Here is a 24,369-nt window from a genome sequence, read left to right as displayed (position 1 = left end):
GCCAAACGCGCAGAAAACGCAGTTTCGGCGAAGCCAAATCGCCCGCCGCTGCGCCCCTGCATGCTGCGGAGCGTTGGATAGCCTCGGCTTCACTTCACTCTGACCATGGCGTCACTCTCACTGGCCCAAGCTCGCAACCTGCACCTCGCAGCCCAGGGCTTGCTGCAGCCGCCCACGCGGGTGGCCAGGCGCACCGATGTCGCGGCCTGCGTGCAGCGCATGGCACTGCTGCAGATCGACACCATCCATGTGGTTTCGCGCAGCCCCTACCTCGTCCTGCATTCCCGGCTGGGTGACTACTCGCGCGAATGGCTAGAAGAGACCTTGGCAGGTGGCGCCGTGTTTGAAACCTGGGCGCACGAGGCCTGCTTTGCGCCAGCGGACGACCTGCACACCCACCGCGCCTACAACCGGCAGGCCCGCCAGCACTGGGGTTTGGCCAACGCGCGCAAGATGGCGGCCACGCAACGTGTGCACCTCGACAAGCTGCTGGCCCACATCCGCGACAAGGGACCGGTGAAGGCATCCGATTTTGAACGGACAGAGGGGAAGGGGGGCGCGTGGTGGGGCTGGAAGGATGAGAAGCGCTGGCTGGAGGCGCTGTTTGCCCATGGGGAGTTGATGATCGCGCGGCGCGAGAACTTCCACCGCGTCTACGACCTCAGCGAGCGCGTGGCGCCGCAGATGCTGCAACTCGTCGATGAAGCCCATTTGGAAACACTCAACACCGTGTTGATCGAGAAGGCCGTCACCGCACTGGGCATCACCCAAGCGCGTTGGATCCACGACTACTTTCGTACCAAACCGCGTCTGAAAGACGCAGACCTGGATGCGCTGGTGGACGCGGGCACACTGCTGCGCGTGGCGGTAGAGGGTTGGGACGCGCCCGGCTATGTGCACGCCAGTCAAGCTGCATTGCTGAAGAAGGCGCAGGCCGGCAAGCTGCTGGCCACGCACACCGCGCTGCTCTCGCCCTTTGACCCCGTGGTATGGGACCGCGAGCGCGCTTCCACCCTGTTTGACTTTGACTACCGGCTGGAGTGCTACACGCCCGAGCAAAAGCGCGTGTACGGCTACTTTGTGCTGCCCATCTTGTGCCGCGGTGAACTCATTGGCCGGCTGGACGCCAAGGCGCACCGTGCCGAGGGCGTGTTTGAGGTGCGTGCGCTCCATGCCCAGCCTGGCATGGTCTGGAGCGATGAGCAGCTGGCTGATGTGGCCGCAGCCATTCAGCGCAGCGCGGATTGGCATGGCACGCCCAGCGTGCGTATCACCCGCACCCAGCCTGCCAAGTTGGCTGCTGCAATGCGCCGCGCCCTCAAGGGGCTGGCGGCGAGCTGAATCGCCGCACACGGCGGCGATAACCCTTTTGTTTTTCCGGTCTTGTTGGGCTGCATTGCACGAAGTAGTTGTGTTTGAGACTATCCAGTCTTTATTCAAACTCAGGAGATTGCACATGGTGACTCGACGCGACTTTTTTGTGGGCGGCGGAGCCGCACTGGCTGCGTATGCCGCCGGCTCATTCATGCCCTTGGGTGCGCAATCGGCGCCGAACTTTGGTGCACCCAGCGTGGTGCAAGTCGGGTTTCGCAAGCAAAAAATCGGCGATATCGAAGTCATCGCCCTGAACGATGGCGTGACACGGCGCCCGCTGGCCGCCGAGTTTGTGCGCAATGCGCCGCTGGGAGAGGTGCAAGAGCTCTTGAAGTCGCAGAACTTGCCGACCGACTATCTGGATGTACCGTACACCGCGTTTCTGGTGGTTTCCGGCAACCGCAAAGTCCTGATGGACACCGGCTTTTCTGACAACGGCGGCCCCACCACCGGGCGCCTGCTGACGAACCTGAATGCAGCGGGCTACAAGGCCGAGGACATCGACACCGTGATCCTGAGCCACTTCCATGGCGACCACATTCTGGGCGTGCGCAACAAGGCGGGCCAGCTGGTCTACCCGAATGCCAAGGTCATGGTGCCCTCGGTCGAGCACGGGTTCTGGATGGACGACGCCCGCATGGCGGCTGCGCCAGACGCCATGAAGGGTGCGTTCCAGACCGTGCGACGCATGCTGGGTGGCTTGAATGACAGCCAGCTCGTCAAGTTTGAAGCGGGTGCCGAGATCGTTCCCGGTATCAAGAGCGTGGCGGCCTACGGTCACACGCCTGGTCACACCTTGTTCATGGTGGAAAGCAAGGGCGAGAAGTTTGCCTACCGGGCCGACATCACCAACGTGCCACAACTCTTCGCCCGCAACCCGGATTGGGCGGTGCAATTTGATATGAATGCGGAGGAGGCGCGCGTGGCACGTCGCAAGGTGTTCGACATGATCGTGGCGGACAAGGTCATGGCAGGCGGCTTCCACTTCCCGTTCCCGGCGTTTGGGCGGGTGGAAAAGCTGGGCAACGGTTTTGAATTCAAGCCCGTGGCCTAACACTTCGCCAAGCCCAAACCGAGCCTCGCTGGCGCTATGCTGGCGGGGCTTTTTTATTGGGATAAGAAAATGAATGTAGTGTTTGATTTTGGTGCGGTGCTGTTCACCTGGCGCCCGGTGGATTTGATAATGGAGTGCTTTCCGCAACGCGCTGCTACCCGCGCTGAAGCGGGGCACCTGGCCCACGAAGTGTTCGGCCACGCTGACTGGCAGGCCTTTGACCGCGGTACCGTCGCTATGCCCGATGTGATTGCGCAGGTCGCCCAGCGGGTGGGGTTGGATGCAAGGGTGTTGGGCAGGCTGGTAGAAAGCATTGGCGAGCGACTGACGCCCATGCCGGAGTCTGTAGCGTTGTTCGAGCAACTGGTGGCCTTGCGCGCGCGGCGCGCAATAACCGGTGCTGAGCCTGTGCGCCTCTACTACTTGTCCAACATGCCGGTTCCCTATGCCCGCACACTGGAGCGCATGAACCCGTTCCTCAAACAATTCAATGGCGGCATTTTTTCCGGCGACGAGCTGCTTATCAAACCTGAGCCCGCCATCTACCAACGCCTTCAGACGCGCTATGCCTTGGAGCCGTCCAAGACCGTCTTTCTGGATGACCTGCTGCCCAATATCCAAGCCGCGCAGGCAGAGGGATGGCACGGTATCCACTTCCACAGCGCACAGCAAGCCAGCCAATCGCTGCAAGCCCTGGGTTTGAACGATTTAGCCCTCTAGCCTCCGCAAAATATGCGCAAGCAGCTATCAAAAGCATAGTGAACAGGACGTAAAAAAGCCCCGCAAGGCAAAACCTTGCGGGGCTTTTTTGTTTGGGTTTTCGCCGAGAGCGATAACGCACCATCGACGCAGCATGAGGTGCCAGGCCAAGGCGCAAGGGCGCAGACAGTGCCTACGGTACGGCAAGCCCTTGCAACGCCGGCATGGCGCCTCAGGCAAGGAGCAATTACATGCCCATGCCGCCCATGCCGCCCATACCACCCATGTCAGGCATACCGCCAGCAGGAGCATCGTCCTTCGGAGCTTCAGACACCATGCACTCGGTCGTCAGCATCAGGGAGGCCACGGAAGCAGCGTTCTGCAGAGCAGTGCGTGTCACCTTGGTGGGGTCCAGGATACCCATTTCGATCATGTCGCCGTAGGTGTCGTTGGCAGCGTTGAAGCCGTAGTTGCCCTTGCCGGCCAACACAGCGTTCACCACCACAGAAGCTTCGCCACCGGCGTTGTACACGATCTCGCGCAGGGGCGCTTCGATGGCCTTCAACACCAGCTTGATACCGGCGTCTTGGTCAGCGTTGTCACCCTTGATGGCGCCAGCCGCTTGCTTGGCGCGCAGTAGAGCCACGCCACCACCAGCCACAATGCCTTCTTCCACAGCAGCGCGGGTCGCGTGCAGTGCGTCTTCCACGCGGGCCTTCTTTTCCTTCATTTCGACTTCGGTAGCAGCGCCCACCTTGATCACGGCAACACCGCCAGCCAGCTTGGCCACGCGCTCTTGCAGCTTTTCACGGTCGTAGTCGGAAGTGGCTTCTTCGATTTGCACACGCACTTGTTTCACGCGGGCTTCGATGTCAGCAGCAGCACCAGCACCGTCGATGATGATGGTGTTTTCCTTGCCCACTTCCACGCGCTTGGCAGAACCCAGGTCAGCCAAAGTCACTTTTTCCAGGGTCAGGCCCACTTCTTCAGCGATGACCTTGCCACCGGTCAGGATGGCGATGTCTTCCAGCATGGCCTTGCGGCGGTCGCCGAAGCCAGGAGCCTTCACAGCCACCACCTTCAGGATGCCGCGGATGGTGTTCACCACCAAAGTTGCCAGGGCTTCGCCTTCGACATCTTCAGCAATGATCAGCAGGGGACGGCCAGCCTTGGCGACTTGTTCCAGGGTAGGCAGCAGGTCACGGATGTTGCTGATCTTCTTGTCGAACAACAGCACGAAGGGGTTGTCCAGCAAAGCAGCTTGCTTTTCGGGATTGTTGATGAAGTAGGGAGACAGGTAGCCGCGGTCGAATTGCATGCCTTCGACGACATCCAGTTCGTTTTGCAGGGACTTGCCGTCTTCCACAGTGATCACGCCTTCCTTGCCGACCTTGTCCATCGCATTGGCGATGATTTCGCCGATGGAGGTGTCAGAGTTGGCGGAAATGGAACCCACTTGGGCGATTTCCTTGGAGGTGGTGGTGGGCTTGGAAGCCTTCTTCAGCTCTTCGATCAGGGCAATCACGGCCTTGTCGATACCGCGCTTCAGGTCCATGGGGTTCATGCCAGCGGCCACGTACTTCATGCCTTCGCGCACGATGGCTTGGGCCAGCACGGTAGCGGTTGTGGTGCCGTCACCCGCGTTGTCAGAAGTCTTGGAAGCCACTTCCTTGACCATCTGCGCGCCCATGTTTTGCAGCTTGTCTTTGAGTTCGATTTCCTTGGCCACGGACACACCGTCCTTGGTCACGGTGGGGGCGCCGAAAGAACGCTCCAACACCACGTTACGGCCTTTGGGGCCCAAGGTCACTTTGACCGCGTTGGCCAAAACATTCACGCCTTCAACCATGCGTGCGCGGGCTTCGCCGCCGAAAATTACGTCTTTTGCTGCCATGTTATGACTCCAAATTTAAGTGAAATATGCCGCTAGACCGCGTAGATATTGCGCAGCCAGCTATGAATTCAATAGCTTGTTAAAGCCCGGAATTACTTGGACTCGACCACCGCGAACAGGTCGTCTTCCTTCATCACCAGCAGCTCGTCGCCGTCGACCTTGACGGTCTGGCCGGAGTACTTGCCGAACAACACGCGGTCGCCGACCTTCACGGTCAGGGCCTTGGTTTCGCCCTTGTCGTTGGTCTTGCCTGGGCCTACAGCCAGCACTTCGCCTTGGTCTGGCTTCTCGGCAGCGTTGTCAGGAATGTAGATGCCGGAGGCAGTCTTGGTTTCGCTTTCAACGCGCTTAACAATCACGCGGTCTGCCAGAGGACGCAGTTTCATGAGGAATCTCCTAGGGTTTGAAACAGAAAGGGAACAGGTGCCCGCCGGAGGCGGTACACACATGAACTTGTGGCACTGGCGCTGTTAGCACTCAGCCCCAACGAGTGCTAATGATAAGGCCTTTTGGCGCCGTTTCAAGAGACCACGCAGCGAAAGCTGCTTTGCAGGCGCTGCATGTACAGCCCGGCTTGGGCAGGGCACAGGCAAAAAAAAGCGCCCTCGATGGGGCGCTTTGGCGCAGCAGAAAGGAGCGCTCAGGGTTTGCTGGCGGCAATCGCTGCACGCTCCACGCGATCTGCCAGGGCATACAAGTCTTGGGCAAAGCCGGGGTCCGATGCTGCCGCGTCATCCGCCATGGCGCGCAGTTGGCTGGCCTCGTCCAGCGCCACCGGTGCTGCAGCGTCGCTGTGGAATGCTGCCGCCCAGAGGGCCACACTGAGGGCACGTGCGGATACCAGCACGTCGCGCAGTGCTTGACCCACGGTGGGCTGTTGGACTGGGGCGAAATGGGGAGTGCGGATGGCAGTGCTGTTCATGGTGAAGACTCCTAAAGCAAACGATGTTGCACTGCAGTATAGGGTAAACCCTAGTCAACTTCCAGTGGGGTGTTGCGCAGGCCGCACAACCCGTGCGGGTATCTCACAAGATGAAAACGCGAGCCTTGCTGCAGAATCGCCCGGCTGGTGCTGCCGTGACCAGCCCTCATTTTTTCTGGAGAAATTGCCATGTTGTTGAAAAAGCTGTTGGTGTGGAGTCTGGTGTCTGTGGCTGCTGTGAACGTGGCACAGGCCCAAAACGCGGCCTACCCGAGCAAGCCCATTCGCCTGATCATTCCCTTTCCTCCCGGCGGCGGTACCGATATCTTGTCCCGCCTGGTGGCCCAAAAACTCACCGAGGCCAACAAATGGTCCGTGGTACCCGACAACCGCGCTGGTGCCGGAGGCACCATCGGGATCACTGAGGCCGTAAAAGCCGCGCCCACAGGGTACGACCTTGTGATGGGCCAGAAGGACAATTTGGTGGTGGGCCCCTGGCTCTATGGCAATCTGCCCTGGGACCCGACCAAGGACCTGGTGGCTGTGGCCCACGTGGCCTACACCCCGGTGGTGATTGCCACCAGTGCCAACTCCAGGTTCAAGACGCTGGCCGACGTGGTGGCCGCTGCCAAAGCGGCCCCCGACACCATTACCTACGGCTCACCCGGCAACGGCACCACTATCCACCTGGCCGGCCACCTGTTCGAGAAGGCTGCCAACATCAACATTCGCCACATTCCTTACAAAGGGTCCAACCCCGCGCTGATGGATGCGCTGGCTGGCAATGTGGATTTGCTGGTGTCGTCGGTGCCTTCGGCCATGGCACAGATCAAGGCGGGCAAGCTGCGGCCGCTGGCCGTGACCTCGGCTGCACGTAGCAGCTCTTTGCCTGAGGTGCCCACCGTGGCCGAATCCGGTTACAAAGACTTTGATGTGAGCACTTGGTATGGTGTGTTTGCGCCCGCGGGTACGCCAGTGGCTGTTGTTACTACGCTGAACACCGAAATCAACAAGCTGTTGGCCAACCCTGAGACCAAGGCCGCCATCCTGGCCCAGGGCGCAGAACCCGTGGCCATGAAAGCCGACCAGTTCTCCAACCTGCTCAAAACCGATTACGCCAAATGGAAGGGCATCGTGCAGTCCTCCGGCGCCAAGGTCGAGTAGCGCGAAGCGGGCGATCTTTCTACAATCGCGCTTTTAGCAAAAAATCCGGGCAAACCTGTCGAGAGGCAGGGACGCAAAGCCTCCGGTCCCCATTCGCGCCCAAAGCGGAAGGGATAGCGGGGTTGCCAGCAGAATGCTGCTGTGTCAGTGCGTGTGCGCCGGGACATCGACCAGGGAGCCGTGCATGAAACAAACCAAACCCTATGGCCGGGCGTATCTGCCTGCCGCCAGCGCTGCTGCACCTTCTGTTGCGGAGCCTGAGGGTGGTCCCACCACCATTTTGGAAGCTCCGCCCGCCGGTGTGGAGTTGTTCAGCCTGGGTGCAGGGAACTTGCCACAGACGCCACAGATTGCGGCGGCCCCATGGCGCAAGGTCGCGCGCGATGGCTGCACCCTATTGCTTCTGCTCGTGGTGGCCCTGGCGATTTATGTGGGAATGCGTGACAGCCTGATGCTGGCCAACTTGCTGCAACAGGTCTCCACCGAAGACACCGTCATGGTCTGCAAAGACGGCAAAGTGCACTATGCCGACAACAGCATTGCCGACCGCCTCCTGAACCGCGGGCGTTTTGTTTGCACCGAGTGGAAAGTTCAGCCCACCTTCATGCGCCTTCCGCGCTAGTCGCTCAAATATCAACTGCGGGGCGCATGGCTGCGGGTTTCACAAAACGCCAGCGTCCCACAACCATGGACAGCAGCAGTGCCGCAGCGCCCGACGCCGCCACATAGGCCAATGGCTGGGCCCACTGCCCATCAAAGGCGCCGAACAGGCTGGCTTTGACTGCGCGCACCACCCAAGTCATGGGCAGCCAAGGACTGATCTGGGTGAACAGTCCTCCACTCAGCTCCACCGGCATCACCCCGCCGGACGACGAGAGCTGCACTGCCAGCAGCACCATGGCCATGGCTTTGCCAGCATCGCCAAATGCCTTCGTCAACAGCAGCACCATGGCCAAAAAGCTCAGCCCCGACACCGCCAACGTCAACATAAAGGCCGGGCCATTGGCGACCCGCATGGTCAGTACCTGCTGGGCGGCAAACCCCAGCAGCAGTGCCTGCACTACCACCAGCCCGGCGGGCAAACCCACCTTGCCCAGCAGCTGCGAGGGGCGCGAGAAATGCTGGGCCCGGCGGGGCAGCGTGCGCACATGGATAAGAAAGGCCGCAATGCCGGCCCCCAGCCACAGGGCGGCAGGCAGGATGTTGGGTGCAAAACCACTGCCACTGTTGGATACCGGCGCGCTGAGCTCCATCACTGGTTGTACCGAGCTGGCCATACCGGCCGCACTGCCACCGGGGGTGTCCAAGGCAGCGGGCAAGGAGTCGGCCAGCAGGTCCAGCCCGCCAGAGAGGCCTTGCGAGCCCATCCGGATTTTTTGCAGTCCGTCCGCCAGCGCAAAGTTGCCATTGGCCAGCGCACTGGCGCCGCGGTTCAGTTCGTCCAGCTGGCTGTCATCGGGTAACTTGCCCACGGCAGTGCGAATGCCGCCGTTCAATGCGCGCATGCCGGTGGTCAGTGCACCCACACCCGCACTGATCTTGTCTGCACCCTCGGCCAGTTGGCGCTGCGCATTGCTGGCACTCTTGAGGCCGTCGTCAAGCTGGTTCACACCGTTGGCGAGTTGGTTGGCGTTGTCTTTTACCCGGGTGGAAACCAGCAGACTGCTGTTGGCTTCTTCTTGGAAGCCTGCTACACCTTCGCGGATTTTTTGGGAGCCGACTTGCAATTCATCCATGCCACGCGACAACTCACCGTGCCCGGCTGCCAAACTTTCGGCACCGGCCTTCAGGCGGTTGAGTTCGGAATTGGGCGGGCGGCGGGCGTCCATGGTGCGCAGGCCGGTGCCCAGTTGGCGCATGCCCTCGGTCAACTGTTCCACGCCATCCTGCAACCGGCCTGAACCAGCCGAGAGTGCTTTGGCAGCACTGGCGGTTTGCTCGCTCCCCGTTTTGAGTTGCGCTGCGCCTGTGCGTAGTTGCTCCACACCCAGCCGCAGTTGGTCCACGCTGTGCTGGGAGCCAGCGGCATTGCTGAGTACCAGTGCCCAGCGTCGTTCGTTGAGGCTTTCATTCACCTCATGGCCCAATTCGGTGGCGAACTGGCGGGCAATCACCGCGGTTTCGTAGTTGTTGCCCTCGGCGCTGTAAATCACCAGCTTGCCGCCCCCAGGTTGCGCGCCGGGAATGGCGTTGGAGCTAAAGTCTTTGGGGATGATGAGTGCAAATGCCAGGCTGCCCTGGCGCACGCGGTGCCGGGCCTCTTCGGCATCGTGCAGATCCACATAGCCAAAGCGGTGGCTGCTGCGCAGTTTGGAGACCACCTGCCAGCCCACGTTGAACACGTGGTCACGGTATTCCACCCCTTCATCCAGGTTCACCAGCGCCACGGCCAATGACTGCGTGTTGGACGCCGGGTCCCACACGCTGGAGAGGTAAATCAGTGCGTACAGCGCTGGCAGCAAGGCCACGGCAGCGGCGGCCACCAGCATCTTGGGGTAACGCACAAACGCCCGCAGCTCCGTGCGAACGATGTAGGCGATTTGCTGCAGAGGGCTCATGGCCGGTGGGGGGCTTGGGCCGGTGCGGGGTACTACTGGTCGGGTGGCACCTGCTTGGGAGCTTGCGGGTCGGCAATGTATTGCGGCGACATGATCTGCACGCCGTAGGTGTTGAAGACGTCCTGGATATTGGCGTGCAGTGCACTCAGGACCAGTGCCCGTGGACGCGGCTCCGAAGGGACGGCCTGGCAGACCAGCCTGTAAACCGGGTACCAGTCTGACAGTGCCGTCTGGAACACCTGGGGTGCGTGCGGCGGCCTCTTGCAGCATGGCGTGCACCTGGCGCCAGGGCGTGTCGTAGCCGATGGTGACCGTGGTGTCCAGCACATACCCTTCGCCTTGCACGGCGCGGGAGTAGTTTTTGGTGGTGCTGCCCAGAATGGTGGTGTTGGAAATGGTGACTTCTTCACCCAAGCCGGTGCGGATGCGGGTGGCAAACATGCCCACGTCGGTCACCGTGCCTTCCTGGTCTGCAATGCGCACGTACTCGCCACGGCGAAACACCCGGCCGTAGGTCAAGATCAAACCGCTGGCGGCCTGCCCCACCAGGTTCGAGGCACCCAGCGAGATCATCAGTCCTACCAACACCGACAAACCTTTGAACGCTTCGGTTTGTGCGCCCGGCAAATACGGGTAGGCCATGGCCAGGGCAAACAACCAGACCACGACGGTGGCAATGCGCCGTGTGGGCACCGCCACATCCGCGTCCAGCCATGCCACGCTGTGCTGGCCCTGCTGGATGCGGTCAAAAAAACGGCCCAACATGCCGGTGGCGGCGCGCGCCAGATAAAAGATCACCACAGCGGTAAACAAGCCCGGCACCGCGCCTACCACTGCGTTGCCCAGCAAGCCCAACAGGTTGAGCAAATAGCTGTTGAGGGTTTCGCCCCACGCGCGGGTGAAGGGAAAACGTGCGAGCACAAAGCTCAGCCATTCATACATTAGCAAGAGCAGCAACACGCGGTAGGCGCCGCTGAGCAGTTTGCGCACCACGGCCGCTGCGCGCTCGCGTTGCAACAGCTCAATGCCGCCCCACTGCAACTTGCGCGAATGCCACTCGGACAGTGTCACCAGGCGCCGCGCCAGCGCCGCGTGGCTGCGCCGCAGTACCCAGGCCAGCGCCAGAGCTATCGTTGTTGCCAGCGCCGACCATCCCAGCGCCCGCACCATCGCTTGCCAGTCGCGTGCCTCGCGGCTTTCAGCAATTACCAAGTCCAGCGCCCGGGCTGCGCGCTGCGCGCTGGCTTGCAGGGTTTCCTGCTGCAGCACATCCACGTCTTCTGCCGTAACTACGAAGGTGGTTGCACCATCAATCTGTACCAGCACACCCATGGCGTCAGGCGTCTGGCTCACCCGGTGGGGGCCTGGGCTGTCGAGTTGTTCGCGCAAGCGGGCCGCTGCCCGCTTGGCACGGTCGGGTGCGGACACGCCAGACAAACTGCCGCGGAATGTAAATACCGGGCGGTTGAAGTAATGCAGAGTACTCGCGTCGTCTGTCACTGCTGTGCTGGCCGGCGCAGCTTGTGTATCGGCAGACCAGCCGGTGCTGGCAACCAGCAGGCCCAGGCAGCAGGCAATGAAGTAACGTTTCATGGTGAAAATCATCGTCGCTCAAGGCTGGCCGCCTTGGGTTACCGGGCAGAAACAGTGGCAGCACGGCTGAGCCGTGCCAAGGGATCAGGAATTGCTTTGCAAGTAACGCGCCACAAAGCGGCGGTCGGCCCATTCCTTGAGCCAGCTGATGGGGCGGCCCTGGGCGCTGTAGGTGCCCCAGCCGGCCACGGCTTGCCGCGCGCCACCAAACAGCAGGTGCAGCGCATCGGCTTCGTTGCGGCTGGCATGTAGCGCACCGCCGGTGGTCGCGGCAGGCAGGTTGCGCGCCAGTGCCATGCTGTTGTCGGTCACGGCAAATACCTGTGGGTGGCTGGTGCTGCGCTGGTAGGCGTCGGTAAGTATCTGGCCTTGGGGCGACAGGGCCAATGCGCTTTTTGCCTGCCAAGCCGGGGTTTGGCCTTCGATAGCCAGCAGGGGCACATCACATGCCAGGCGGGCGCCACAGCCCAGGTGCACCTCGTCGGCTTTCAAGCCGACCGCGTTGTCATGCAGCACCGTGATGCGTTGGGCCTTCATGGTGGTGGTCAAGCGCTGCTGCAAGGGGCTGGGGGTGCTGGCACCATCGGCCAGCGGGCCGGCCACCAAGGTGACAGCGCTATTGGGCAGGCGCTGGCGCACAGCCATGGCCAGTTCCATGGCCGCGGTACCTGTACCCACCACCGCTACGCGCAAAGCACGTGTCTCGCCCAGCTCACACACGCGTGGCCACAGCGCAGCAAAGGTTTCCATGGGGTGGACAAACAAGCCATGCTCACGCGCGCCGGGAATGTCACGCTCAATCTGTTCGCGGTTTTGCACGGGCCCGGTGTTGACCGACAGCCAGTCGTAATGCTGGGTGCTGCCATCGTCCAGCAACAGGGTCTGGGTGCTGGCATCCAGCGCTTTGACATTGCGTTGCAACCAGCGGATGCCGGCTCGACGCACCAAGGGCTCCAGCGGGATGGCGCATTCGTCCAGCGCATAGTGCCCGGCTACAAAGCCTGGCAGCATGCCGGGGTAAATGCTGCGGGGGTGGGGTGCCACCAGGATGATGCGCATCTCGGCCAGCGGGTGGGCGGCCAGGTTGGAAAGCACCTGCAGATTTGCCATGCCGCCGCCCAGCAGGACTAGCTGGCGAGGCTGGTAACCGCGCGCGTCGCTGTGTGGCACGGAGTCCACATGGTTCTTGAGATGCGCGGCCAGAGCGTTCATGGTGCTATTGTTTCATGAGTAGCAGGTCTTTGACAAACCCCAGGCTGGCGCCGCCGGTGTTGTCGGAATCCGCCCCCACCACAATCGCCTGCAACGGCGGCACGGTATCGGTTTCATCACCAAAACTGGCCAAAAAATCCGCCTGCAGGTCGCGCCGCTGGGGCAGCCATTGGCCCAGGGCCGTGGTGCCGCTGGCGAGGATGTGCAGGCGCACACGGCCGGTGTAAGCATTGGCCAGCAGCGTGCCGGGCGGCAAGCTGGTGTCCCACACGTAGCACAGCGTGGCGCCGGGCAGCGCCTCGCCGCTCACCCGGCGTGCTAGGCGCAGCAGGTTGCGCTCCACAAACGGTATCTTTTCGAGTGGCAGGTCAAACAGCGCGCACACCTTGAGTGCGGCATCGTCACCGTCCTTGCGCCGCAGGTTGGATGCGGCCAAGGCCTGGTCCAGGCGCCACTGCCATTGCAAAAATCGGCCCCCGGCGTCGGGTGCCAGCGCGTGGCTGACCGTGCCGTAACTCTTGTCGCTGCGCAGGCGCAACACCTGCTGGCCGTCGAGTGTGGTGATGTCGGGCGCCACCAGTGGCACCTTGTCGCCGGGCAGGCCAAGCACCCGCCAGGGCGGCGCAGGCGCGCCATCGGCAGCGCCTGCCAAGGGTTGCAGCAGCGAAGGTGGTGGCGTTTGCGCCCAGGCTACGGACCCTGCTCCAGCCCACAAAAAAGCAAAAAATAGGCCTGTAGACCTTATGAAATATGCGCGGATAGCTATAGAAAACATAGCATTAAAAGGCGACACGCACCGATGCCTCACCCGCAGGCAGGGCCTGCACCCGGCCGATGGCGCAGGCCGCGGTGTAGCCCTGGGCGTGCAGTGCTGCCATGCAGGCTGCCGCCTGCGCGGCGGGCACGCTGGCCAGCAGGCCGCCCGCGGTTTGCGGGTCCACCAGCAGCGGCCAGTGTGCGTGGGCCATGGCCTCGCTGGCGTTCTGCACGGCGTGTTGCTGGCGCGCATTGGCGCTGTGCAGGGAGCTCAGCAGGCCTTGCTGCACGCAGTCCCGCGCGCCGTCCAGCAGGGGCAGGGCGTTCATATCCAGCACCACCTGCATGCCGCTGGGGCGTGCCATTTCCACCGTGTGGCCGACCAGGCCAAAGCCGGTCAGGTCGGTGCAGGCGGTGGCGCCATGGGCGCGCAGCGTGTGTGCTGCCGCCTGGTTGCTCTGCACCATGCTGGCTAGCGCGGCCTGCACCCAGCGCCCGGTGGCGGCGGCGCGGCCGTGCGCGGCAAACAGGGCGCCGGTACCCATCGGCTTGGTCAGCAGCAGCACGTCGCCGGGCTGCATGCCGCCCTTGCGCAGCACGCCAGTCATCTGCCCGTGGGCATCCATGTCCACCAGACCGTTGACGGCAAAACCCAGCGCCAGCTCGGCGCCTTCGCCGCTGTGGCCGCCAATCAGCGTGCAGCCTGCGGCATTGAGCACTTGCACTGCGCCGGCCATCATCTGGCGCAGCGTGGCCTCCACCTGCCGGTCCACGCCGGGGGGCACGGTGGCAATGGCGGTGGCCGTGTGCGGCTGCGCGCCCATGGCAAACAGGTCGCCCAGCGCGTGGTTGGCGGCAATCTGGCCAAAGACAAACGGGTCGTCCACAAAAGCGCGAAAAAAGTCCACGCTGTGTACCAGCGCCTTGCCGGGTGGCACGCGCACCACGGCGGCGTCGTCGGGGCTGTCCAGGCCCAGCAGCACATCCGGGTTGGGCGCCACCCACAGGCTTTGCAGTGCGCGCGACAACACGCTGGCGCCCACCTTGGCCCCGCAGCCCCCGCAGCGCATGGCCACGGCGGCTTGGGCCTGTTGGCTCTCCTCGGCAGAGAGTTGCAGGGGTGCAGGCGGCGCAGCGGCCGCAAGCGCTGGCATGCCAGCCAAACCGTCGGCGCCTTGCACGCTGAAGCGCTGCATGAAGCGCCGGTCTATCCAGTCCTTCCAGCGCCAGACCCAGGCACCCGCAAAGCCGATGGCACCGCGCGAGGCCACGGCATATTTGTCGCCCGTGCTGATGAGCGCCAGCCAGCGGCGCTGCGGCCGGTAGGGTTGCAAGGGCAGGCCCTGTACGGCACGCTGCAAGTTGCGCGCTAGCGGCATGCCCATGCGCACGGCGAACACACCGGCTTTTTCCAGCGCAAAATTTTCCATGGCCGCCACGTCCCCCGCCGCAAACACGCGCGGGTCGCTGATGCTTTGCAGCGTGTCGTGCAGCCGGATGCAGTGGCGCGGGTCCAGCGCCAAACCTGTGTCCTGTAGCCAGGTGCCGCCGCCCGCTTGCGTCACCCACAGCACCTCATCGGCAGCAAACCAGCTGCCCTGGGCGGTGCGCAAGCGGCCCGCTTGCACTTCGGCAATCGGCGTGTGCTGGTGCACATGCACGCCGCGCTGCGCCAGCACGCGTGCAAAGCGCGTGCGAACGCCGCTGTTGTGCGTGGGCAGCAGCTCCTCAGAGGTGAACAGGTGGAACTGCAAGGCCTCGGCATCCCGCCCGGCCGCCTGCAGCATGGCGCGCAGCCGGTATTGCATGGCCAGGCACAGCTCCACACCGCCCGCCCCACCGCCCACCAGCGCGATGGTCAATGAACCCGGGTGTTGTTCGACCCGTGCCAGCAGCGCCAGCCAGCGCTGCTGGAATCCGGTGATGGGTTTGACAGGCACCGCATGCGCAGCGGCGCCCACCACCTGCATTTGGGGCGTGGAGCCAGTGTTGATGGAGACCAGGTCGTAGTCCACATCCGGCCGCCCGCGCAGCTGCACCGTGCGGGCGTCGCGGTTCAGTCCCGTAACTTCGGCCTGGATGAAGCGGGCCCCGGTGGCTGCGCACAGGCGGCACAGGTCGATGTGTACCTCGTCATACGTGTAATGCCCCGCCACGTAGCCGGGCAGCATGCCGGAGTAGGGTGTGTGTGCGTCGGTACAAATCAGGGTGATGCGCACGCCGGGCAGCGGGTGCATGGCGAAGTAGCGCAGCACCCCCACATGGCTGTGGCCACCGCCCACCAACACAATGTCGCGGACGATGGGTGTGGCGGGTGTTTGCATAGGCGTGGATTGTGCCGGGGGGGGCCCCCCCGCTGCCTGGGAAGGTATCTACGTTTCCAGTCGTGGAACTTGCGCACCCACTCCAGGAGTTTGTGCGGTTGGTGCGCGCGCTTCCATTCACCGGCGGCGTATTTGTTGGCCTCGGCCAGCGTGGGGTAGGTGTGGATGGTGCCCAGAATCTTGTTGAGCCCCAGGCCGTGTTTCATGGCCAGCACGTACTCCGCCAGCAGGTCGCCCGCGTGGGTGCCGACGATGGTGACGCCCAGGATGGTGTCTTTGCCCGGCACGGTCAGCACTTTCACAAAGCCGTGCGCCTCGCTGTCCGCAATCGCGCGGTCCAGGTCGTCAATGCCGTACTTGGTGACCTCATAGGCAATGCCTTGTTCCTTGGCGTCCTGCTCGTTGAGGCCTACGCGCGCGACCTCGGGGTCGATGAAGGTGGCCCAGGGGATCACCGAGTAGTCGGCCTTGAATTTCTTGAAGTCCCCAAACAGCGCATTCACCGCCGCATACCAGGCCTGGTGTGCAGCCACGTGGGTGAACTGGAAGGGCCCGGCCACATCGCCAGCCGCGTAGATGTTGGGGTAGATGGTCTGCAGGTACTCGTTGGTCTGCACTGTCTTGTGGGTGGGGATGCCCAAGTCTTCGAGGCCATAGCCGGTGAGCCGCGCCGTGCGGCCCACTGCACACAGCAGTTGGTCGAACGGGATGTGTTTTTCCACGCCTGCGTGCTCTACCACCAGTACTTTCTCGCCATTCACCCACGCGCAGCGCAGGGCTTTGTGGCTGGTGAGCAGGTCCACGCCATCGGCGCGCAGGGATGCGGCGGCCAGTTCGGACACTTCCACGTCTTCCCGCGCCATGATGCGCGGCGCCATTTCCACTTGCGTGACTGCTGAGCCGAGCCGCGCAAAACTTTGTGCCAGCTCGCAGCCAATCGGTCCACCGCCCAGCACCACCAAGCGCTTTGGCACTTCGTCCAATTTCGCGAATTCGTCCCACAGCGTGTCGCTGGTCACATAACCCACCGCGTCCAGACCCGGCAGCGGTGGCACAAACGGCCGCGCACCGGCGGCGATGACGATGCTGCGGGTGGTCAAACCTTGGGTCTTGGGTGTGCCGCCGTCGTTGAGCGCAATTTCCACCGTCCACGGGTTGACGATTTTTGCGTAACCCTGCAGCACCTCCACGCCCAGGCCGGTGTAGCGCTCCACGCTGTCATGCGGTTCAATGGCGGCAATCACGTCGTGGATGCGCTGCATCACGGTTTTGAATGAAAACAAGGGTTGCCCCCCGTCCTCTGTGCGCGAGCTGCTATGTAAACCATAGCGTTCCGCATGCTGCATCTGGTGCGCCAGCTTGGCGCTTTTGATCAGGGCCTTGCTGGGCACGCAGCCGTAGTTGAGGCAATCGCCGCCCATCTTGTGGGCTTCCACCAGCGTGACCTTGGCTTTGACAGCAGCAGCGATATAGGCCGAGACTAGGCCGCCTGCGCCACCGCCAATGACGATGAGGTTGCGGTCAAAGCTTTTTGGGCGCACGGCGTTCCAGCGTGCGTAGACCTTGCGTTTCTGGATGAAGTGCATGGCAGCCTTTGCAAACAAAGGGAATACCCCCAGCAGTACCAGCGCGCCCAACAGGCCGGGGCTTGCCACATCCTGCAGGCTGCGAATGTCGGCCAGTTGCGTGCCCGCATTCACGTACACCGCGGTGCCCGCCAGCATGCCGAGTTGGCTGACCCAATAAAAGGTCCAGGTGCGCAGAGTGGTCAGGCCCATGGCCAGGTTGATCACAAAAAACGGCACCACGGGAATCAGGCGCAAGCTGAACAGGTAGAGCGCACCCTCGCGCTCGACCCCCGCGTTGATGTCCGCCAGACGTTTGCCGAAGCGGGCCTGCACCACATCGCGCAGCACAAAGCGGGCCGCCAGAAAGGACAGGGTGGCCCCGATGCTGGAGGCAAACGACACCAGCAGCAGCCCCCACGCCAGGCCAAAAATGCCGCCACCCGCCAGCGTCACAATCGCCGCGCCGGGCAAGGACAGGCCCGCCACGGCCACATAGATGGCGAAATAGGTGGCCCGCACCGTCCACGGTTGTTCGGCATACAGCGCCGCAAACGCGGCCTGGCTGGATTGCAGGTAATCCAGCCGCAGAAAACGGCCCAGGTCCAGCCACACAAACGCAGCAATGGCCGCGGCCACCACGGCCAGCAGCAATACTTTGGACAGCTTCATTGGAAGGTTCTCCAGCCCCACCAGATGCGGGTGACGACGGTGATGCCGCACAGCGCGGCAAAGGCATAGGCCAGCGTGGCAAAGTGCGCGGGCCACAGGCACATGGCGACAAAAAAGGCCAGCGTTTCGGTGGCCTCGGTCAGCCCGCCCAAAAAGTAAAACGACTTGCCCGGTGTGGCCAGGTCTTGCAGCCCGCGCTTGGCGGCCAGCACGGCAAAGGCCAGAAAACTGCTGCCTGTGCCCATGAAGGCCGCCAGCAGCACCGCCGCTGGCAGGGCGTTGTCGGCTGGGTTGGCCACGGCAAATGCCAGCGGAATGCTGGCGTAAAACAAAAAGTCCAGCGTGATATCCAGAAACCCTCCCGCATCGGTGGCCTGCGTCTGGCGCGCAACGGCGCCATCCAATCCGTCACAGAGTCTTGAGGCCAAAATGGCTACGGAACCCATGGAATATGCGCCACTAGCTATCAAAATTGCAGCAAATAGGCCAATGCCAAAGCCCAGCAAGGTGACAGTGTTGGCCCCCAGCCCGGCGCGGACCAGCAGACGGGCGGTGGCGGTGAGGGGCGGGCGGATCAGCGGGATGGCGTAGCGGTCGAGCATGGGGGCGTGCGGGGTTCAGGGCAGGAGTTCGGCCACGCCGTCCCACACCTCGGGGGCCAGGCGGCCTTCAAAGCGCTGGATGATTTTGCCTTGGGTGTCCACCAGCAGGGTCAGTGGCAGGCGCTGGCCTGTGGGTGCAGCGCCATCCAGCTTGAGCGACTGCCAGTTTTTGGTCGGCATCAGCGTTTGCCCCACCAGGGCTTCGTAGCGACTCCAATCCTCGGCGCGGGCATCCACATTTACGGCCACCAGCGTGAAGGGTTTGGCCTGCCAGCCAGCCGCATTGGCGCGCAGCTCGGGCAGGCTATCGCGGCATACCGCGCAGCCGGTCGACCAGACAAACACCACCACCACCTGCTTGCGCAAGCTGGCCACATCGAGGCGCTGGCCCTTGGCATCGCTGGCGTTCAGTAGCAGCGTGCTGCCTTTGGCCCACGCTGGTGCGGTGGTTTGGCTTTGGGCTGGTGCACTGGACAGCGCCGCACCGGCGGCGAGCAGTGCCGCCAGCATCCAGCGCAGGGCAGGGGCAAAAGGCAAGGGTAAGGTGGTAGGCATGGAAGGGCAGTCTAGGCGACGCAGTGTGACTCTGCCCATTGGTCGCGTAAAGCCGGGGTTTCTTACAGGGGGCTTGGCGGGCGCAGCTGGGTCAGGCACTGTGCATCTGCCACATCGGCGGCGTCGTGGGTGACCAGCAATGCCGGAATCTGGCGGCTTTGCACCAGGCCAAAGACCAGCGTGCGCATGCGGTTACGCAGCGCAGCGTCGAGCTTGGAAAAAGGCTCGTCCAGCAGCAGCGCCTGTGGCTGGGCCAGCAGTGCGCGGGCCAGCGCCACGCGGGCGCGCTGGCCCCCCGAGAGGGTGGCCGGATCCGCGTGCAGCGCAGGGGTCATCTCTACATCGGACAGCGCGGCCAGTACCGCCGCTTCGCGCGCAGGCTGCGGCCCGGCGGGCACGGCAAACAGCAGGTTCTCGCGCACCGTCATATGGGCAAACAGCAGGTCTTCCTGAAACAGGATGCCCACCTTGCGGGCCTGCGTGGGCAGGGTGTCGATGTGTTGGCCATTCAGCGTCACCGTGCCGTTGCACTGCAGGGCTTCGTCCAGCGTTCCACACACGGCGGCCAGCACGCTGCTTTTGCCCGAACCGCTGTCGCCCATCAGCGTGTGCACCGTGCCGGGGGCGATGCGTAGTTCCAGGTTCTGCACCAGTGTGGTGGCGGGCGTAGCCAGGCGGGTGATATGGATGTGCAAGCTCATGGGCTGGGGGCCACACAAATCTGGCCCAGCGTGTCCACCACGACCGGAATGGCCAACAGGCCCACCCCATCACATTCACCACTGACACAGGTACCGTCGCTCCAGCGGTAGCGCGCGTAATGCACATTGCAGGTGATGCTGGTGTGGGGCACAAAGATCAGCAGGTCTTGCCGCGCTGCCAGCGGCACGCCAAAGTGGGCGCAGCGGTTCACATAGGCTTTCACCTCGGTGCCGCTGCGCAGCAACACATAACGAAACGGTGCTTCGCCGCTGCCAGGCTCCGTAGGTAGCTCGCCCATGGTGGCAACGCCATCTGGCAGGGTGTCCAGCTCGCCCAGCAGGGTGCCTGGTGGGGGCAAGGGCGTCGGGGTGGGGGGGGGCGTGTCCATGGCGCAATGGTATCGGGTGGTGGTTGGCCCGAGCCTCAGAACCGCCGCGCCCGCCCCAAGCGCGCTGCAAGCGCAAACACCAGCACCGGCAGCAGCCACTGCAGCCACGCAAAGGCGGCGGTGAGCGAGCGCTGGCCGCCGGCAGCCAGGTTCACGGCCTCGGTGGTCACCGTGGCAAAGCGGCCCGCGCCCACATAGAGCGTGGGCAGGTACTGCGCCACGCTTACCGCAAACCCAATCGCGGCACTGGCCGCCAACGCACTGCGCAGCAGCGGCCATTTGACGCGCAGCAAAAACACGGCATGGCCATGCCCCAGGCTGGCGCTGACCTGCCGCAGGCGTGGGTCAAAGCCCTGGTAAGGGCCTTGCAGGGCAATCAGCACGTAGGGCAGCGACGCCAGCGTGTGGGCCAGCCACAGGCCGGTGCCTGTGGTGTCCAAGCCCCACGCCAGGCTGAGCCGGTGCAGGCCCACCACCCACAGCACGGCGGGCAATACCAATGGCAGCATGAGCACGGGGCGGGCGTGCAGCTGCCAGCGCGCGGGCGCCCACTCCAGCCAGGCCACGGCCCACAGCAGCGCCGCGCCGCTGCTGGCCAGCGCCAGCCACATGGTGGTCCAGACCGTGCCACTGCTGCGTGCCACGCCTTGCCAAGCGGCGGTGGTGAATGCATCGGGCCACAGCTTTGGAAACGGCCAAGGCCCGATCACGCTGCCCAGCAGCAGCGCCAGCATCACCGCGCCGTACACGGCCACCAGCCAAGCCAATGCCCCGGGCCCACTCGCCGTGGGGGCGCGGGATGCGTGTGCAGGGGCACCGCGTGTCCAGCGCTGGCGCATCCACGGTGTACGCAGCAGTCCCCAGCCCAGCGCAGCGCACAGGGCCAGCACCCCTGCCAGCAGCCAGGCTGCAGCGGCGCCTTGCGCGTTGACCGCCGGGTCCGCATCCTGTAGCCACTGCCAGGCTAGCACTGCCAAGGTCGGTGGGGTGGTGGGGCCGATCAGCAGCGCCACATCCACCACCGTGAGCCCGTAGGCCAGCACGGCCAGCAGGGGCGCGGTCAGGCGCGGCAGCAGCTGGGGCCAGCCCACCCGCCACCACGCAGCACGTGCGCTGTAACCCAGCGTGTAGGCCAGCCGCAGCTCCTGCTGCAGGCGGCGTGCCACATCAGGCCGCTGCAGGTGGGCTAGCGCGGCCCACAGCAAAAACGGAATTTCTTTGCACACCAGCACCGCGATCAGGCCCAGGCCCCAGGGGTCTTGCGTGGTGGGCCAGGGCGGGGGCGCAGTCAGCCCGGTGGCCCAGGGGGAAAGCAGGCGCAGCAGCCAGCCGCTGGGCGCCAGTAGCGCCAAGAGCCCGATGGCAAAGGCTGCGTGGGGCACGGCCAACAGGGGCGCAAGCAGCTTGGGAATGTGGAGGATGTGGGCGCCAGTGTGTGTCCGGTCCACGACGCTTGCGAGTATCCAGGCTGTAGCTGCGACAGCGATGGCGCTAGAAAGTAGTCCCGTCCAAACACTCAGGGACAGCGCCCGCCAAGTCTGTGGATGCTGAACAACCAGCGCCCACGCCTCCAAGTCCAAGGCGGGACGCAGTGCTTCCACCACACTGCCGCCCAAGGGCAGCAGCGCGAGGGCTCCCAAGGCTGTCCAAGTAATCAGTCGGGTTGCTGCGGGCCAAAACATGCTCGCATGGTAATGAGTCCATGCTGCCAGCCCGTCGTGTACGGGTGGAGGGGTAAAAAAAGCGCACAGGAGCCGTAACTCCTGTGCGCTCCGCCCTGCTTTAGCTGGCTTGTTGAATGCCTGCCAAGATCCAGCCGCCACTACCCTGTAGCGATTTGGTCAGATGCCAGATTTCGTCAAACGTTTCATCGTCCACTCCCGCACCAAACCTCATAAAGCCGGTGAACTGCACGCTGACAACGTAACGGTTGCTTTCTTCGGCGACTTCCAGCACCTTGGCATCCAGGCGGACGACATCGCTGGTGTGCGTAGAGGCCTCACGCTCAGCAAAATCCAGCTTGAGTTCGGCAAACATTTCCGGCGTGGTGAATTCCCGGATGTCATCGAGATTGCCAGCGTCGTAGGCAGCCTGCAGACGAATGAAGTTGACTTTTGCGTTGCGCTCGAAACCGGCGCTATCGAAATCCGCAGGGACCGCAGGGGACACAGCATGCGCCGCGCCGATGTGGGAGCCGATCATGGAGCCTGAGGAGCCCGCACTATGCCCGGTGTGGGAGGGCAGGGCCGATTTGTAGGCAGCCTCGGTGTGTCGCGACACGTCGGGGCTCGCACCGCGGTTGGCAGTTGCCCCGGCGGCTGACGGCATCAGCCCTCCAACGTGTTGCATGCCACCCTGGCGACCCTGAGCGCGCTTGCGCATGATGAAGCCGATCACCGCTATCACTGCGAAGGCGAGCAATCCCATCATCAGCATGGACGCCAGCTCATCACCAAAGCCAAAGTGCGAGGCGAGCGCGGCAATGCCCAAGCCCGCCGCCAAACCAGCGATAGGGCCCATCCAGGAGCTCTTGGGAGCAGCGGATGCTCCGGCTGCGCCTGCCGCCGGGGCCGCGTTTTGGGCCGCTGGTGCAGTGGGGGCCTTGTCTTGCACCGCTTGGCGTTGCGTGCCCATGGATTTGCCAGAACCCAGGCGCTTGGCCGCCTCTGCGTCAACCGACATCGTGGCAATGCCAAGTGAGAACACCACAGCGAGAACAGAAAGAATTTTCTTCATAGTCATCTCCAAAGAACAAAGACAGCTTGGAGACTAACGGTGTTTTCTGGAAGGAAAAACAAGCGCTTTATGGAAAGTTAGTCAGTTTAAAACTGAATGTAAAAGCTGCAGTTCCAGATCACTCCAAACCCTGCAATACCCTTTGAACCAAGGGGTGTTGCACTTTGCGTTCGGTGCCCACGGCATAAAAATGTTCCACCACGCCTTCGCAGGGTCCCAGACGTTTGACGCCGTAGTGTGCGAGCAGGTCTTCTTCAGCCCACTGCGCAGCCGGGAATACGCCCATGCCGCTGGCCCCGAACGTATTGAGCAAGGCACTGTCTTCAAATTCGCCTGCGATGCGTGGCCGGATGCCAAGGTGTTCAAACCAGTGGTCCAGCCGTGCTCGCACCGCATTGTGGGCAGTAGGCAAAAGCACGGGCATATTGGCAATGCTTTGTGGAAATTTGCGAGCCCCCGTCCGGATTAGCGATGGTGTGGCGTACCAAGCCATCGGCGAACTTCCCATGGCATGGCTGTAGAGCTTGATGTTGGGATTCACCGGCGCCGGGCGGTCCGAGAACACCACGTCAAGACGGTGCAGCGCAAGGTCTCCCAACAGGTCTTCCAGCTCGCCTTCATGGCACAGCAGCCGCAGGTTCGGCTCGGCAATGACCGGGTTCAGCAAGCGACGCACCACCAATTTGGGGAGCCCATCCGAGATGCCAATTGCCAAGCGCTTGGAGGGAACACTGGCCGCATCGCGCACCAGGGTCGGCAGGTTTTCACCAATTTGGAAGATCTGGTCTGCCAACTGCATGGCGGTAACCCCGGCTTCGGTGAGGGCCAAGCCTCTCCCCGCTGGCTTGAGCAGCGCATAACCCAGGGCTCGCTCTAGCTCACGCACTTGGGCGCTCACAGTTTGCACTGCAATATCGAGTTTTTCGGAGGCCCGCGACATCCCCCCTTCTTTCGCCACGACCCAAAAGTAGTAGAGGTGCTTGTAGTTGAACGAGTTGCTCATATTCAGCTTTTTAAGAGAATTTAATTAAGAAATTATCTGCTTTTTACGTAATTTCCATGGCATTAAGGTCGAGCTTGTTCACAACAAGGAGATGTTTTATGCAAGTTATTTTCGAATCTCGGCATGCGTCGGCAGACGCTTTGAGAGAAGAGGCCTTGGGGCGCGTGCGCTTTGCGTTGCGGCGGCTGGGGGCGGTGGTGCCACGTGCCAAAGTGATGCTTACCGATGTCAACGGACCACGTGGCGGTGTGGATAAACACTGTTTGCTGGAGGTAAAAACCGAAAAGGCGGGGGTGTTGGTGATTTCGTCGCTGGCCAGTGATTGGCGCACCGCTCTTGATGAGGGGCTGGGCCGCCTGGTCCGTGCCTTAAAGCGCGCGCTGCACCGCCAGCACAAACCGGTGCGCGGGCGCTTGCCCAAGCTGATTGCCGGAGAGCCCGGATGAACGCAGACTTTCTTACGCCTGGGTGGATTGGCTTGGCGCTTGCGCTGCCCATTTTGTGCGTGGCATGGCACGGGTACTCAGCCCGAAACATGCGCGATTTCAAGCTGCTGGCGAGTATTGGCGCTGGGCGGCGTGTTGCTCCCTGTTGTC

The 24,369-nt window shown here is 63.1% G+C and carries 21 protein-coding genes and 1 riboswitch; of the genes, 6 read left to right on the top strand and 15 right to left on the bottom strand.

The features are described from left to right. Positions 1-105 precede the first annotated feature (105 nt). The 3 genes from U5O12_RS10130 (at position 106) to U5O12_RS10120 (ending at position 3,148) form a co-directional block, all read left to right on the top strand. On the top strand, positions 106-1,341 hold the full coding sequence (locus U5O12_RS10130; protein WP_322578520.1) for a winged helix-turn-helix domain-containing protein: 1,236 nt from the start codon (positions 106-108) through the stop codon (positions 1,339-1,341). Between the two features lie 115 nt (positions 1,342-1,456). Then, positions 1,457-2,428, top strand: coding sequence for an MBL fold metallo-hydrolase (locus tag U5O12_RS10125; RefSeq protein ID WP_322578519.1), 972 nt, complete (start codon positions 1,457-1,459; stop codon positions 2,426-2,428). A 69-nt stretch (positions 2,429-2,497) separates the two neighbouring features. Further along, positions 2,498-3,148 carry an HAD family phosphatase gene (locus U5O12_RS10120; RefSeq protein ID WP_322578518.1) on the top strand — a complete coding sequence of 217 codons (651 nt, stop codon included), beginning with the start codon at positions 2,498-2,500 and terminating at the stop codon, positions 3,146-3,148. A gap of 226 nt (positions 3,149-3,374) precedes the next feature. On the opposite strand, the gene groL is transcribed toward U5O12_RS10120, so the two are convergent. The 3 genes from groL to U5O12_RS10105 all read right to left on the bottom strand — a co-directional run bounded on the left by groL (position 3,375) and on the right by U5O12_RS10105 (position 5,943). After that, positions 3,375-5,021: a chaperonin GroEL gene (gene groL, locus U5O12_RS10115; RefSeq protein WP_322578517.1), complete on the bottom strand. Its 1,647-nt coding sequence runs from the start codon at positions 5,019-5,021 to the stop codon at positions 3,375-3,377. Positions 5,022-5,113: 92 nt separating this feature from the next. Beyond that, a complete protein-coding gene (gene groES, locus U5O12_RS10110) occupies positions 5,114-5,407 on the bottom strand; it encodes a co-chaperone GroES (protein WP_094477374.1) in 294 nt (97 codons plus the stop codon). Positions 5,408-5,661: 254 nt separating this feature from the next. Next, positions 5,662-5,943 (bottom strand): hypothetical protein, encoded by a 282-nt coding sequence (locus U5O12_RS10105; RefSeq protein ID WP_322578516.1) that lies wholly within the window; start codon positions 5,941-5,943, stop codon positions 5,662-5,664. Positions 5,944-6,132: 189 nt separating this feature from the next. Here U5O12_RS10105 and U5O12_RS10100 point away from each other — a divergent pair, with 189 nt between their 5' ends. Together U5O12_RS10100 and U5O12_RS10095 are read left to right on the top strand one after the other, a co-directional pair. Next, positions 6,133-7,107 (top strand): tripartite tricarboxylate transporter substrate binding protein, encoded by a 975-nt coding sequence (locus U5O12_RS10100; RefSeq protein WP_322578515.1) that lies wholly within the window; start codon positions 6,133-6,135, stop codon positions 7,105-7,107. A 38-nt stretch (positions 7,108-7,145) separates the two neighbouring features. Next, positions 7,146-7,237, top strand: a riboswitch (cyclic di-GMP riboswitch). Between the two features lie 54 nt (positions 7,238-7,291). After that, positions 7,292-7,729 carry a hypothetical protein gene (locus U5O12_RS10095; RefSeq protein WP_322578514.1) on the top strand — a complete coding sequence of 146 codons (438 nt, stop codon included), beginning with the start codon at positions 7,292-7,294 and terminating at the stop codon, positions 7,727-7,729. A gap of 4 nt (positions 7,730-7,733) precedes the next feature. Here the strand turns inward: U5O12_RS10095 and U5O12_RS10090 are convergent, their stop codons facing one another. From U5O12_RS10090 to U5O12_RS10035, 12 genes are all read right to left on the bottom strand, one after another. Then, positions 7,734-11,258: a YhgE/Pip family protein gene (locus tag U5O12_RS10090; protein ID WP_322578513.1), complete on the bottom strand. Its 3,525-nt coding sequence runs from the start codon at positions 11,256-11,258 to the stop codon at positions 7,734-7,736. Positions 11,259-11,342: 84 nt separating this feature from the next. After that, on the bottom strand, positions 11,343-12,470 hold the full coding sequence (locus tag U5O12_RS10085; protein ID WP_322578512.1) for an FAD-dependent oxidoreductase: 1,128 nt from the start codon (positions 12,468-12,470) through the stop codon (positions 11,343-11,345). A gap of 4 nt (positions 12,471-12,474) precedes the next feature. Continuing rightward, complete coding sequence (locus tag U5O12_RS10080) at positions 12,475-13,122, bottom strand: DUF3047 domain-containing protein (RefSeq protein ID WP_322578511.1); 648 nt, start codon at positions 13,120-13,122, stop codon at positions 12,475-12,477. A 127-nt stretch (positions 13,123-13,249) separates the two neighbouring features. Then, positions 13,250-15,508 carry a selenide, water dikinase SelD gene (selD, locus tag U5O12_RS10075; protein ID WP_322578612.1) on the bottom strand — a complete coding sequence of 753 codons (2,259 nt, stop codon included), beginning with the start codon at positions 15,506-15,508 and terminating at the stop codon, positions 13,250-13,252. Further along, positions 15,430-17,787: an FAD-dependent oxidoreductase gene (locus U5O12_RS10070; RefSeq protein WP_322578510.1), complete on the bottom strand. Its 2,358-nt coding sequence runs from the start codon at positions 17,785-17,787 to the stop codon at positions 15,430-15,432. Before U5O12_RS10070 ends, selD begins: the two co-directional genes overlap by 79 nt. Then, a complete protein-coding gene (locus U5O12_RS10065; RefSeq protein ID WP_322578509.1) occupies positions 17,784-18,389 on the bottom strand; it encodes a CDP-alcohol phosphatidyltransferase family protein in 606 nt (201 codons plus the stop codon). The genes U5O12_RS10070 and U5O12_RS10065 overlap by 4 nt, the downstream gene beginning before the upstream one ends. Positions 18,390-18,404: 15 nt before the next feature. Further along, positions 18,405-18,944, bottom strand: coding sequence for a TlpA disulfide reductase family protein (locus tag U5O12_RS10060; RefSeq protein WP_322578508.1), 540 nt, complete (start codon positions 18,942-18,944; stop codon positions 18,405-18,407). Between the two features lie 62 nt (positions 18,945-19,006). Continuing rightward, positions 19,007-19,645 carry an ATP-binding cassette domain-containing protein gene (locus tag U5O12_RS10055; protein WP_322578507.1) on the bottom strand — a complete coding sequence of 213 codons (639 nt, stop codon included), beginning with the start codon at positions 19,643-19,645 and terminating at the stop codon, positions 19,007-19,009. Further along, entirely contained in the window at positions 19,642-20,034 is a 393-nt protein-coding gene (locus U5O12_RS10050) for a Rieske (2Fe-2S) protein (RefSeq protein WP_322578506.1), read from the bottom strand. Before U5O12_RS10050 ends, U5O12_RS10055 begins: the two co-directional genes overlap by 4 nt. Before the next feature lie 35 nt (positions 20,035-20,069). Then, positions 20,070-21,674 (bottom strand): ABC transporter permease, encoded by a 1,605-nt coding sequence (locus U5O12_RS10045; protein ID WP_322578505.1) that lies wholly within the window; start codon positions 21,672-21,674, stop codon positions 20,070-20,072. A 142-nt stretch (positions 21,675-21,816) separates the two neighbouring features. Continuing rightward, positions 21,817-22,770 carry a Tim44 domain-containing protein gene (locus U5O12_RS10040; RefSeq protein WP_322578504.1) on the bottom strand — a complete coding sequence of 318 codons (954 nt, stop codon included), beginning with the start codon at positions 22,768-22,770 and terminating at the stop codon, positions 21,817-21,819. Positions 22,771-22,888: 118 nt separating this feature from the next. Beyond that, complete coding sequence (locus U5O12_RS10035) at positions 22,889-23,773, bottom strand: LysR family transcriptional regulator (RefSeq protein WP_322578503.1); 885 nt, start codon at positions 23,771-23,773, stop codon at positions 22,889-22,891. Positions 23,774-23,871: 98 nt separating this feature from the next. Here U5O12_RS10035 and U5O12_RS10030 point away from each other — a divergent pair, with 98 nt between their 5' ends. After that, positions 23,872-24,219 (top strand): HPF/RaiA family ribosome-associated protein, encoded by a 348-nt coding sequence (locus tag U5O12_RS10030; RefSeq protein ID WP_322578502.1) that lies wholly within the window; start codon positions 23,872-23,874, stop codon positions 24,217-24,219. Positions 24,220-24,369 lie beyond the last annotated feature (150 nt).

Origin of the sequence: Rhodoferax sp., from assembly GCF_034519335.1 — a bacterium.
Classification (GTDB): domain Bacteria; phylum Pseudomonadota; class Gammaproteobacteria; order Burkholderiales; family Burkholderiaceae_C; genus Allorhodoferax.
Note: the sequence above shows the minus strand (reverse complement) of the source record. Positions and strands in the feature narration are given on the sequence as shown.